The following is a 12,012-nucleotide window of genomic DNA, read 5'->3' on the forward strand; positions in this document are numbered from 1 at the left end:
CCGGGTCAAGGAAGGACCGCCACGGCCTTGATTTCCACCAGGGCGTCGGAGCCGCCCAGGGACTCGATGTTGATCAAGGTGTTGGCGGGATAGTCGGCGTTGGGGTAGAGGTCCACGAAGAGCTCGGACCGCGCTTTCAGGAAGGGCCGCACGGATTCGACACCCACCAGGTAGGTGGTGAATTCCACCACGTCCCGAAACGAGGCGCCCGCGCTCTTCAGGATGAGTCCCAGATTGGTGAAAACCTGCCGGGTCTGCGCCTCGGCATCCCCCTTGCCGATGATCTCTCCCTTGGAATTCTGGGCCACCTGTCCGGCGATGAACAGGAAATGACCTCCCCGCGCACGGATGGCCTCGGAGTACTGGCCCGCCGGCGCCGGAATCCCCTCCGGCTCGATGACGGTTCTGCGTGATGCCTGCATGAAACTCTCTCCTCGTCAACGACGGCCGTTCAGAGGATCCCCACCGCCCACAGCAGATAGACCACGGCGAAGGAGACTCCTCCTCCCACCAGCGTGCCGCCGCCGTAGCCCCAGATGGCTTCTCTCACCGGCAGTCCGCTCAACGACGTGCAGACCCAGAAATAGCTGCTGTTGACATACTTGATGATCACGGACCCGCAGGCACCGGCCAGCATGGCGGCTTCGGGCGACAGCGAGAGGTCGTCCAGCATGGGCGCCACCAGGGACGCCGCCGTGATGACGCCCACCGTGGTGGACCCGGTGATCATGTTCCCGAGAATGCCGATGACGAAGGGCAGAAGAATGGCCGGCAGTCCCGACGCCGCGAAGGCCTCGGCCAGCACTCCCACCGCCGGCGTCGCCTTGAGGATGGCGCTCAGGGATCCGCCCAGGCCGGTGACCACCAGGATCATGGCGGAGGCCCGGAGCCCGTCCTCGATCCAACCGGATCTGGCGGACTTCCGGTCCTCGGAACTCCGGATGTTCCACCAGGCCAGGACCAGTCCGATGGAAAGGGCGATCACGGGCCATCCCAGGTACTCCAGGATCCGGCGCGCCGGGTGACCCTCCTCCAGCAGGAAACGGACCACGCTCTGGCTCGAAATCAACACCACCGGAATCGCGATGGGGGCGTAGGACCGCAGGGTGCCCGGATAACCCGCGCCTTCCTCCTCCGAGGCCGGATCCTTCGAGAACTCCTCGGAAGGAAGGGTCTTGAGGCGGGGTCCCACCAGGTACTGGCCCCAGACCCATCCGGCCAGGGAACCGGCCAGGCAGGCGAGGCCGCCGTAGATGATGGTCCGGCCGATGTCGGCGCCCACCAGGGCCGCGGCCGCCAGCGGACCCGGCGTGGGAGGGACCACGGCGTGCGTCAACTGGATCGCGGACACCAGTCCGATGGACATGACCCCCATGCCGACGCCCATGACCCGGGCCGCGGAGTGGACCAGGGGGTTCAGGATGACGTAGGCCACGTCCGAGAAGATGGCCACCCCCAGCACGAAGCCGCTCAGGGTCAGGGCCAAGGGCATGCGGTGGGCTCCCGCCAGGTTCACCATGGACCGGGTGATGACCTGGATGGCCCCGGTGTGCCTGAGGAACTCGGCGATGATCGAGCCCAGAACGATGACCACTCCGATCTTCCCCAGGGTGTTGCCGAAGCCCTCCTGGAAGGCCTGGATGAAGACGGACCGGTTTACTCCCGGCATCAGGCCCAGCAGGAGGAGGGGGACCATGAGGGCCAGGAAGACGTGCCACTTCCAGCGGGCCGCCAGGAAGAGGAGCAGCACCACGACGGCGAAGAAGCCGACTAGCGCGAGGACGGGATCGGAGATGGCCTGCCGGGAAGGATCCATGGGTTTATCCGCTCAAGGGGTTCGGGCCAGGTACTGCAGCGCCGCGCCGACGCCGCCCGCGCGATGGGGGACGCCCGCCAGATCCAGACCCATCTCCACGCCGCAGAGGGTCCCGGCCAGCATCAACTCGTTGAAGTCGCCCAGGTGTCCGATCCGGAAGACCCGCCCCTTCACCTTTCCCAGTCCCGTCCCCAGAGACATGTCGAAACGCTCCAGGATCAGCTTCCGCAGCCGGTCCGCGTCGTGACCGCCGGGGACCCGCACCGCCGTCAGAGAATCGGAGTATTCGCCCGGGTCGAGCGCCTGGAGTTCCAGACCCCAGCCCTGGACCGCCCGCCGCGTGGCCTCGGCCAACCTGGAATGACGGGCGAAGACGTTCTCCAGACCCTCCTCCAGGAGCATGTCCAGGGCCGCGTCCAGCCCGTAGAGGAGATTCGATGCGGGAGTGTAGGGGAAGAACCCCTTGGCGTTCTCCTTCAATGCCGGCTTCCAGTCCCAGTACGACCGCGGCGACCGGGCCTGCCCGGCGGCGGCCAGCGCCTTTTCGCTCAGGGCGTTCAATCCCAGGCCGGGCGGCAGCATCAGCCCCTTCTGGGAGGCGGCCACGGTCACGTCGACCCCCCACTCGTCGTGGCGGTAGTCGATGGAGCCCAGGGAGGAGATGGTGTCCACCAGGAGCAGGGCCGGGTGCCCCGCGCGGTCCATGGCTTGACGGATCGCCGCCACGTCGCTGGTGACCCCGGTGGAGGTCTCGTTGTGCACCATCCCCACGGCCCGAATTCGGTGGGAGGCGTCCCGGGACAACCGGGACTCGACTTCGGCCGGGTCGACCCCGCGGCGCCAGTCTCCCCGCACCAGCTCGACCTCCAGCCCCAGGCGGCCGGCCAGTTGGGACCAGAGGACCGCGAAGTGACCGGTCTCGAACATCAGCACGCGCTCCCCGGGAGAGAGCGTGTTCACCAGGGCCGCTTCCCAGGCGCCGGTCCCGGAGGAGGGGTAGAGGAGAACCGGGCCCCGGGTCCGGAACACGTCCCGGAGACGGCGCAGGACCCGCAGGGTCAAGCTTGCCAGTTCCGGTCCCCGATGGTCCTCGGTGGCGCGGGACATGGCGCGCAGGATCCGTTCGGGAACGTTGGTGGGACCCGGAATCTGGAGGAAATGGCGACCGGAACGGTGCACCTCGAAGTCAGACATGGGGGCAACAGGATAGCAGCGCCGTCGCCGCGAATACAGTTCAGGAGGGGCGAATTCCGGTCGCCCGCTCCTTTCCTGGTCTATGGGTGTTATGAAGATCGGCGGTTGGAAACCGCCGTTCCTTTTCGGCGGTTGAAAACCGCTCCTTTTCGGCGATTGGAACTCGCCGCTCACTGTATAGTGCTTGCAACACACGCAGGTAATGCCATGAAGAAAACGATCCTGTTGCTCCCCTTCATTTGGACCCTTCTCCCCCTCTCCGGCCAACAGCCGGACCAGAAGGAGTACGTTCGAGCCAACTACAACAAGTTCGAGCACCGGATTCCCATGCGCGACGGAGTCCGGCTCTTCACCGCGGTGTACGCGCCCAACGACCGCTCCCGGACCTATCCGATCCTGCTCTACCGGACACCGTACAGTTCCCGGCCCTACGGGGCGGACCGCTACCGGTCCTCCCTGGGACCCACGCCCCAATTCGCCCGGGACGGATACATCTTCGTCTACCAGGACGTCCGGGGCCGGTACATGTCGGAAGGGGACTTCGTCCAATTGACTCCCCATCTGCCTGAGAAGAGAACTCCTCAGGACATCGACGAGAGCACCGACACCTACGACACCATCGAATGGCTCGTCACCCACCTGCCGGGACACAACGGACGGGTGGGCCAGTGGGGCATCTCCTACCCCGGTTTCTATACGGCGGCGGGCATGATCGACACCCACCCGGCCTTGAAGGCGGCGTCTCCGCAGGCCCCCATCGGCGACTTCTATTTCGACGACTTCCACCATCACGGCGCCTTCTTCCTGGCCCATGCCTTCAGTTTTTTCGCCCGGCACGCCAAACCCCGGCCCCAGCCCACCACCGAACCGTTGGTCCCCTTCGAATACGGAACGCCGGACGGATACCAGTTTTTTCTGGACCTGGGCCCCCTGACGAACATCAACCGGGTCCACCTGAAGGGAGAGATCGAGTTCTGGAACCAGATGATGGAGCACCCCCGCTATGACGCCTTCTGGAGCAAGCGCGGGATCGTCCGGCATCTCAAGAACGTTCGTTGCGCCGTGATGACCGTGGGGGGCTGGTTCGACGCCGAGGACCTTTACGGTCCGCTGGAGATCTACCGCTCGGTGGAGCGGAACAATCCCGAAATCTCCAACGTCCTGGTCATGGGTCCGTGGGCACACGGCGACTGGGGGAGACGGCCGGGAACGGGACTGGGCAACGCCCGCTTTGGCTTCGACACCTCCGACTTCTACCGGAAGCGGATCATCCGTCCCTTCTTCCGCCACCACCTGAAGCAGGCGGGCAAGGCGGACCTCCCCGAAGCCTACGTCTTCGAGACCGGCGCCAACCGGTGGCGGACCTTCGATTCCTGGCCTCCTCCCTCGCTGCAGCCGTACCGCCTCTACCTCCGGGCCCAGGGGGATCTTTCTGCCCAGCCTCCCGAAACCGGCGAGGAGGGTTCTGACGAATACGTGAGCGACCCGGCCAAACCGGTCCCCTTCAGCCAGGACATCTCGCCCCAAATGACCCGGGAATACATGACCGACGACCAGAGGTTCGCGGCGCGGCGTCCCGACGTCCTGGCCTATCAGACCCCGGTCCTGGAGCAGGACCTGACCGTCGCCGGACCGTTGGAGGCGGAACTCTGGGTCTCTACCACGGCCGGCGACGCCGACTGGGTGGTGAAGCTCATCGACGTTCTTCCCGACTCGGCCCCCGACAACGATCCCAACCCCAGGCGGGTTCGGATGGGGGGCTACCAGATGATGATCCGGAGCGAGGTGATCCGCGGACGTTTCCGGAATTCGTACGAACACCCGGAGCCCTTTGAGCCGGGCCGTCCGACCCGGGTCCGGCTTCCCCTGCAGGACGTCTTCCACACCTTCAAGGCGGGCCATCGGGTCATGGTCCAGATTCAGAGCAGTTGGTTCCCCCTCGTGGACCGGAACCCTCAGAAGTACGTTCCCAACATATTCAAGGCCAGAGCCGAGGACTTCATCCGGGCGACCCACCGGGTCTACCGCTCGCCCCGGCACGCCACCCATCTGAAGCTGGGGGTCATGGAGCCATTGGACCCCGGCGGGGGCAATTGACTCCCTCTTCCGGCCGCTGCTAAATTGTTGAAACGAAAAAATGTTTCGCCTGGACACCCCGCGCGCGGTCCCCTTCTGTGACGGTCTGAATCGACGGGACTTCCTCCATGCGGGAGCCCTGTCCTGCCTGGGGCTGAGCCTCGCCGACCTCTGCGGCCTCGAGGCCCGGGGCGCCGTGGACAAGAGCCGCGACGTCAACTGCATCTTTCTCTTCCTGGTGGGCGGCCCCTCCCAGATGGACACCTGGGACATGAAGCCGGAGGCGCCCTCCGAGATCCGCGGGCCCTACCGGCCCATCCCCACCAACGTCCCGGGGATCCGGATCTCGGAGATCTTCCCCCGCATGGCCCGGCATGCGGACCGCTACGCCCTGGTGCGGTCCTTTCACCACAATGTCCCCGCCCATCCCCTGGCCCACTACCTGGTGCAGACGGGCCAAGCCTTCTCTCCCGGCATCGTCTACCCCAATCTGGGCTCCGCCACCGGTTTTCTGAAGGGCGCCGATTCCGAGTTGCCCCCCCACTTGGTCCTTCCCATCCCGCTGACGTCCCGCAAGGGACAGTCGGCCGGTTTTCTGGGCAAGACCCATGACCCCTTCCTGATCCACTCGGACCCCTCCCGGGACGATTTCCGGATTCAGGACCTGGTTCCGCCGGAGTATGTCTCCGCCATCCGGGTGGAACGCGCCCGGTCGTTTCGGAACGTGGTCGACCGCGCTTTCCGGAACTTCGAGGAAGGGAGCACCAGCACGCGGCTCCTGGACTCCGCTTATCACCAGGCCTACAGCATCGTCTCATCGGCCCGGGCCAGGGAGGCGTTCGACCTGAAGTCGGAGGAAGACCAGTTGCGGGACCGTTACGGGCGGAACCGGTTCGGCCAGAGCTGCCTCCTGGCGCGGCGCCTGGTGGAGGCGGGAGTCCGCTTCGTGACCATCAACATGTTCGACGACTTCGGCGGCGGTGTCTCCTGGGACGTTCACGGCTCGTCCCCGTTCAGCCCCATCACCGAGTTGGACAAGCTGGGGCCCATGTTCGACAACGCCTACTCATCCCTGATCGAAGACCTCCACGACCGGGGCCTGCTGGAGCAGACGCTGGTGGTGGCCATGGGAGAATTCGGACGGACCCCCAAGATCAACCCGGCCGGGGGACGCGACCACTGGCCCTCGGTCTCCACCATTATCCTGGCGGGAGGAGGGATTCAGGGCGGACAGGTGGTGGGTTCTTCGGATCGAATCGCGGCGGAACCGCGCGACCGGCCCGTGGGACCCCAGGAGGTCCTGGCCACCATCTACAAGTCGCTGGGAATCGACCTCCATACCGAGTTGCCCGGTCCCCAGAGCCGGCCCATCCCCATCGTGGACATCGGCGTGGAGCCGATTCACGAGCTCTTCGGCGGCTGATGACCTGGATTTCCTGTCTCCTGGCGGGGGCGCTTCTTCAAGCCGAGCCCGAGGCTCTCAAGCTGCTTCCGGAGGAGATCGTCCTCTCGGGACCCAGGACCACCCAACGGTTGCTGGTGGTGGAGCCGGCGGAGGGTGGAGAGTCGGTCCGGGACTGGACGGACGAAGTGCGTTTCGCCGTCTCCGATCCGGAGGTGGCGGCGGTGGAGGAAAACTCCACCATCGCGGCGGTCTCGGACGGAAGCACCACCCTCTTGGCCCATCTCCCGGACGGCAGGAAGGCAAGCGCCCGCATCCGGGTTCTGGGGTCCGCGAAACCCGTTCGGTGGAGCTTTCGAAACCACGTGCTGCCGGCTCTTACCAAGGCCGGATGCAATTCCGGTCCCTGCCACGGGGCGGCCTCGGGACAGAACTACCTGAAGCTGAGCCTGAGGGGCTATGCTCCCGAAGCAGACCACGCGGCTCTCACCCGGGAGGGAGCGGGCCGGCGAGTCCTGACCTTGGAACCCGCCCGGAGCCTCGTGCTCCTGAAGCCCACCCTGGCGGTTCCCCACGGTGGAGGCCGGCGTTTGACGGTGCCGTCCCGAAATTACCAGGTGCTGTCGGAGTGGATCGCCACGGGCGCCGCACCCCCGCGGCCGACGGACCGCCGGGTCGCGAGCCTCCGGGTGATCCCTTCGCACCTTCGCCTCCAGCCTGGACAACAGCACGGAGTCCTGGTTCAGGCCGTGTTCGATGACGGGTCGCGGGAGGACGTGACCCACTGGGCCAAGTTCTCCTCCACCGATTCGGGCATTCTCAACGTGGACGAGACGGGACGGGCCCGAGCCTTGGGCCAGGGAGAGGCCCACATCTCCGTCTGGTGCCTGGATCAGGTGGCGTCGGCCCGGGTCACCATTCCAATGACGGACGGGCACGGTCCCGAAGCCTACGCCCGGGCTCCCCGCCACAACCGGATCGACGATCTGGTCCTGAAAAAGTTGGAAGACCTGGGATTGCCCCCCTACCGGCTCTCCAACGATCACCATTTCGTCCGCCGGGCCTACCTGGACGCCGCCGGAGTCCTGCCCAGCGCCCGGGAGGCGCGGCGGTTCGTCGAGGACACGAACCCGGACAAAAGGGTCAGGCTGGTCGATTCGCTGCTGGAGCGGCCGGAGTTCGTGGACTACTGGACCTACAAGTGGTGCGACCTGCTCCTGGTTTCCCGCAGCAAGCTGAAATCCCCGTCCCACCGGATCTTCTACGACTGGATTCGCCGGAGCGTGGCCGAGAACAAGCCCTGGGACCGCTTCGTCCGGGAGATCCTCACGGCCACGGGGAGCAACACCAGCAACGGGGCCGCCAACTACTGGGTGATGCACGACGAGGCCACCAAGGCGACGGAAAACATCACCCACACATTCCTGGGGATCTCCGTGGCCTGCGCCCGCTGCCACAATCACCCCTTGGACAAGTGGACGCAGGAGGACTATTACGGACTCTCCAGCTTCTTCTCCCGGGTGGGGCGCAAACCGGGAGACCGGGGAGACGTGATCATCTTCGAGAGCCGTAGCGGTGAAGTCCCCTTCCCGGGACGGCAAGACCCTCTCCCGCCACGCCCTCTGGAGGGAAACCCCATCGCCGAGGACGCCCCCGGCAGCCGGCGCCAACATTTCGCCGCCTGGCTGACCTCGCCGGAGAACCGCTACTTCCTGCGAGCCACCGTGAACCGGATCTGGCACCACTTTCTGGGACGGGGACTCGTGGAACCGGTGGACGACCTCAGGCAGACCAACCCCGCATCCAACGAAGACCTGATGGACGCGCTGGTCCGGGACTTTACGGAACACGGCTTCGACCTCCGCCACCTGATCCGGACCATCATGAACTCGGCGACCTACCAGGCCAGCGCCGGAGGCGCCGGTTCTCCCGAACTGGCGGAGAAATACCACTCGCGCTTCGGTGTCCGCCGGTTGCCCGCGGAGGTGATCCTGGACATGATCTGCCAAGTGACGGGCGTCCCGGAGCGCTTCCACGGATTCCCCTCCGGCACCCGGGCCCTTCAGCTCCCGGACACCCGGGTGGCCTCCAACTTTCTCTCCACCTTCGGCCGCCCGGCACGGGAGATCAACGCCCATGCCGAGCGGGTCAAGGAGCCTACGGTCAACCAGGCGCTTCACCTGATCCACGGGGAAGGGCTGCACCGGAAGCTCCAGTCCGAATCGGGGTTTCTGAGCCGGTCCCTGGCTGAAGGACGGTCCCGGCAGGAGGTGATCCGGAACCTGTATTGGGCCGCTCTCAGCCGCCCTCCGACCGATGAGGAGATGAGGGAGCTGCTGGAAACCCTGGGTCCCGCCCCTTCCCCATCCTCCAGCGGCGAGATCATGGACGCCGAGCGGAACGGACTGGCGGATCTGGCCCACGGAATTCTCACCAGCAAGGAGTTTCTCTTCAACCACTGATGCGGACTCACACCGGTTGCCTGACACTCAGTCTCCTGCTCCAGATTCCGGGGTTCCCGGCCGGAGAACGCGCCGCCGGTCTGGAGTTCTCCCCCTCCCCCATCGTCTACCGGGTCAGCCCCCTGGGGGCCCAGGCCGGCGCCTCCACCTGGATCACCGTGGAGGGGATCAACCTGGAGGATTCGCCTCGCCTCATCTTCAGCCGAGAGGGGGTTGACGCCTCAGTCACGGGAATCGAACCGGCTCCCAATCCTCCCTATCGAACCCCCCGGCAACGGGTCCGGATTCGCCTGGACGTGGATCCCCAGGCGGAAATCGGAAGCCATGGATTCCGGGTGCAGACCCGTTACGGCACCAGCAACTGGGTGCGCTTCGCCCTGGGAGGGCTGCCCCAGATCGAAGCCATGAAGCCGGAGGAGAAACCTGCCGGCGGCCGGGAGATCACGCTTCCCGTCACCGTCGAGGGGCGGCTCGGCCGGGGAACCCGGGGAGACCTCTTCCGGTTTCGCGGCGAGTCGGGACAGGAACTGGTTTTCCGGGTGGAAGCGTCCTCCCTGGGATCGCGGCTGGACTCGGTGCTGGAGTTGATGGACGGCGAGGGGCGGCTCCTGGCTCGAAACGACAACTTCTTCCCCGGAAGCGTCGACTCGGTGTTGGGCTACACGTGCCCTCGGGACGGCGAATACCGGATTCGCATCTCCGACCGGGCGGGTCGGGGAGGCCGCACCTTCGCCTATCGCCTGACCGCGGGTGAGCTCCCCTTCCTGACGGGTGTTTTCCCCTTGGGTTTGAGGCGCGGGAGCCGGGACGAACCGGCCGTCACCGGATACAACCTGGGGACCCGGAGAACCATCCGCTGGGAAGACCTCTCTCCGAATTCAGGGAAGGACACTCACCAGCTCCGGCTCCGGACCCCTCAGGGACCGACGCTCAACACCCTGCCTCTCGCCTTGGGGGACAACCCCGAGGTCCGGGAGAAGGAACCCAACGACGCACCCGAAACGGCCCAGAAGGTGCCGGTTCCGGTGACGGTGAACGGCCGCACCGGCGTTCCCGGGGACGGGGACCTGTTCTCTTTTCCGGCGCGCCGGGGCGAGACCCTGGTTCTGGAAGTCCGGGCCCGCCGCCTCTTGTCTCCTCTGGACTCGGTTCTCCAGGTGCTGGACGGGGAGGGACGGCCGGTTGCCGGAGCCGTCCTGGAAGTGTTGTCCGAGGACTTTCACGACAGCAAGTTCGCCGCGGGCGCCCTCTTGCTGAACCGCTTCGGACTGAAGGACGACACCCGCTACTACCCGCTGGATTTCGTTTTCCTGGACGGGCGGGAGTTGATCCGGCTGGAGCGCTCCATTCGCCGGGCGGACCACTTTTCGGTGGCCCAGGGCATTCTGGGAAAGCGGATCAGTTGGCTGGGGACGGACCCTCAGAACCACCCCGTCAACGGAAGCGTCCACAAGGTCCTGGTGCGGGACCCCGGCACTCCCGTGAACCAGGAACTCTATCCCGCCGTGACCCTCCCTTACCGGAACGACGACGGGGGCCCCCTGAGGGGGAAGGACTCCTACCTCCTGTTCCGGCCACCCGAAGACGGAACCTACCTGGCCCATTTGAGCGGCCTGGGGGGCGCCGGAGGGCCCCGGCATGCGTACCGCCTCACCATCCGGCCGGCCGAGCCGGACTTCCGGCTCTTTCTGGACGACGGATTCCTGCTCTACGTGGACGGGAGGGCCACCGGCGCCAGAAACCCCAACGTCCCCCGGGGAGGAAGCGTGCCCCTGACCGTTTCCGCCGCCCGCATGGAGGGGTTCGAGGGACCTGTACGGGTCCGGGTGGAGGGTCTGCCTCCGGGATTTCACGCCACCCGGGGACTGATCCGGCCACAGGAGTTGGTCACCACATTGGTTCTCTCGGCCCTGGAAACCGCCCGGGAGCCGGAAGAGCCGGTGCACCTCCGGGTAGTGGGGGAAGCCGTCATCGGGGAGCGCACCGTCAGCAGAGTCGCCGCCGACCCCGCGGAGCCACTGAACCTGGTGTCGCTGGCGCCCAGCCCTCCCATCGTTCCCCGGATCGAACCGCCCGATCCGGTGATCCGGCCCGGCGAGAACGTCCGGTTGACGATTCACATCCAACGGAATCACGGTTTCCGATTGGATGTGCCCTTCATCCTCCAGAACCGGCCGGCCGGAATCTGGGTCGAGGACAGCGGTTCCAACGGAATCGTAATCTCGAAGGACGAGACAAGCCGGACCCTGAAGCTGAGAGCGGACCCCTGGGTCGAGCCCATGACCTTCCCGATCCTGGCCGTGGGGCGGGTCAAGAGCGAGGCCGTCCGCCGGCGGAGGAGCGGCGCCAAGGCGGAATCGGCCGACTACACGACTCTGCCCGTTTCGGTCACGGTGGCGCCGGCGTCAGACTGAACCGGCCTGAACGTGTTCAGAAGCCGACGGTCCGGTTTCCGGGCAGCCGGACGTGGCCGCCGATGAGGCGGTTTCCGCTCTTCTTGGTCTTCAGGTAGAAGAAACCCTCGATGGTTTGGCCGGGAGCCACGGCGGCTGCTTGGATCTCGTACCGTTCCAACAGTTCCCGGAGTTCCTTCACCTTTCCCACATGGATGATCCCGGGGCCACCGCCGCCGCCGATCGTGGTCCGCCTCTCGCCGTAAGGACGCTGGCGGGGATTGAAGACGGGTCCGCCGGCCGAGGTCGACAGGCTGACGCCCGGGCCGCCTCCTCCGCCCTGGTAGTACTTGACCACCTTGGGAGTGAGCTCGGCAGCGCTGACACGTTTGATGGTCTTTCCCTTGGGTTCGTGCACGGTCATCCGTGCCGGGTCCAGCGAGAAAACATCGGCGGAAGAAGAGTTGCGGACCTGAACCCGGACCACGGCAAATCCCTCGTGGAAGACCTGGTAGGGGAAATCGTCGGGAAGGTCCCGCCGGACCAGGGAGGCGGCCGAAATGAAGATCCCTTTCTCGATCTCCACTTCGTCCGCTTGGACGGTCCCGGACAGCAGAAAAAGTGCGGCGGCGAACATCGGGCCCACGGACAGTGATTTTCTCATGGCAT

General features: G+C 66.0%; 8 protein-coding genes. 4 read left to right on the forward strand and 4 right to left on the reverse strand.

The annotated features are described in order from the left end of the window. Positions 1 to 5 precede the first annotated feature (5 nt). Genes OXT71_07030 through OXT71_07040 form a run of 3 tightly spaced genes read right to left on the reverse strand, consistent with a single transcriptional unit; the run spans position 6 to position 3,010 of the window. A complete protein-coding gene (locus OXT71_07030) occupies positions 6 to 422 on the reverse strand; it encodes a RidA family protein (protein MDE2926134.1) in 417 nt (138 codons plus the stop codon). Positions 423 to 451: 29 nt separating this feature from the next. Next, a complete protein-coding gene (locus OXT71_07035) occupies positions 452 to 1,816 on the reverse strand; it encodes an SLC13 family permease (GenBank protein ID MDE2926135.1) in 1,365 nt (454 codons plus the stop codon). A gap of 12 nt (positions 1,817 to 1,828) precedes the next feature. Next, complete coding sequence (locus OXT71_07040) at positions 1,829 to 3,010, reverse strand: aminotransferase class V-fold PLP-dependent enzyme (protein MDE2926136.1); 1,182 nt, start codon at positions 3,008 to 3,010, stop codon at positions 1,829 to 1,831. 207 nt (positions 3,011 to 3,217) lie between these two features. Here OXT71_07040 and OXT71_07045 point away from each other — a divergent pair, with 207 nt between their 5' ends. Genes OXT71_07045 through OXT71_07060 form a run of 4 tightly spaced genes read left to right on the forward strand, consistent with a single transcriptional unit; the run spans position 3,218 to position 11,364 of the window. Further along, positions 3,218 to 5,107, forward strand: a complete 1,890-nt coding sequence (locus OXT71_07045) for a CocE/NonD family hydrolase (GenBank protein MDE2926137.1) — start codon at positions 3,218 to 3,220, stop codon at positions 5,105 to 5,107. A 40-nt stretch (positions 5,108 to 5,147) separates the two neighbouring features. Continuing rightward, on the forward strand, positions 5,148 to 6,509 hold the full coding sequence (locus tag OXT71_07050; protein ID MDE2926138.1) for a DUF1501 domain-containing protein: 1,362 nt from the start codon (positions 5,148 to 5,150) through the stop codon (positions 6,507 to 6,509). Next, positions 6,509 to 8,950, forward strand: a complete 2,442-nt coding sequence (locus OXT71_07055) for a DUF1549 and DUF1553 domain-containing protein (protein ID MDE2926139.1) — start codon at positions 6,509 to 6,511, stop codon at positions 8,948 to 8,950. Before OXT71_07050 ends, OXT71_07055 begins: the two co-directional genes overlap by 1 nt. Then, positions 8,950 to 11,364, forward strand: a complete 2,415-nt coding sequence (locus OXT71_07060; protein MDE2926140.1) for a hypothetical protein — start codon at positions 8,950 to 8,952, stop codon at positions 11,362 to 11,364. Before OXT71_07055 ends, OXT71_07060 begins: the two co-directional genes overlap by 1 nt. A 16-nt stretch (positions 11,365 to 11,380) precedes the next feature. Here OXT71_07060 and OXT71_07065 read toward each other — a convergent pair whose 3' ends face one another. Beyond that, complete coding sequence (locus OXT71_07065) at positions 11,381 to 12,007, reverse strand: hypothetical protein (GenBank protein ID MDE2926141.1); 627 nt, start codon at positions 12,005 to 12,007, stop codon at positions 11,381 to 11,383. Positions 12,008 to 12,012 lie beyond the last annotated feature (5 nt).

It is taken from the genome of Acidobacteriota bacterium, from assembly GCA_028874215.1.
Lineage (GTDB): Bacteria > Acidobacteriota > UBA6911 > RPQK01 > JAJDTT01 > JAJDTT01.

Bases quoted from the DNA above. Each gene is read 5' to 3' on its own strand.
- OXT71_07030 (MDE2926134.1), bottom strand. From the start codon at position 422: ATGCAGGCATCACGCAGAACCGTCATCGAGCCGGAGGGGATTCCGGCG.
- OXT71_07035 (MDE2926135.1), bottom strand. From the start codon at position 1,816: ATGGATCCTTCCCGGCAGGCCATCTCCGATCCCGTCCTCGCGCTAGTC.
- OXT71_07040 (MDE2926136.1), bottom strand. From the start codon at position 3,010: ATGTCTGACTTCGAGGTGCACCGTTCCGGTCGCCATTTCCTCCAGATT.
- OXT71_07045 (MDE2926137.1), top strand. From the start codon at position 3,218: ATGAAGAAAACGATCCTGTTGCTCCCCTTCATTTGGACCCTTCTCCCC.
- OXT71_07050 (MDE2926138.1), top strand. From the start codon at position 5,148: ATGTTTCGCCTGGACACCCCGCGCGCGGTCCCCTTCTGTGACGGTCTG.
- OXT71_07055 (MDE2926139.1), top strand. From the start codon at position 6,509: ATGACCTGGATTTCCTGTCTCCTGGCGGGGGCGCTTCTTCAAGCCGAG.
- OXT71_07060 (MDE2926140.1), top strand. From the start codon at position 8,950: ATGCGGACTCACACCGGTTGCCTGACACTCAGTCTCCTGCTCCAGATT.
- OXT71_07065 (MDE2926141.1), bottom strand. From the start codon at position 12,007: ATGAGAAAATCACTGTCCGTGGGCCCGATGTTCGCCGCCGCACTTTTT.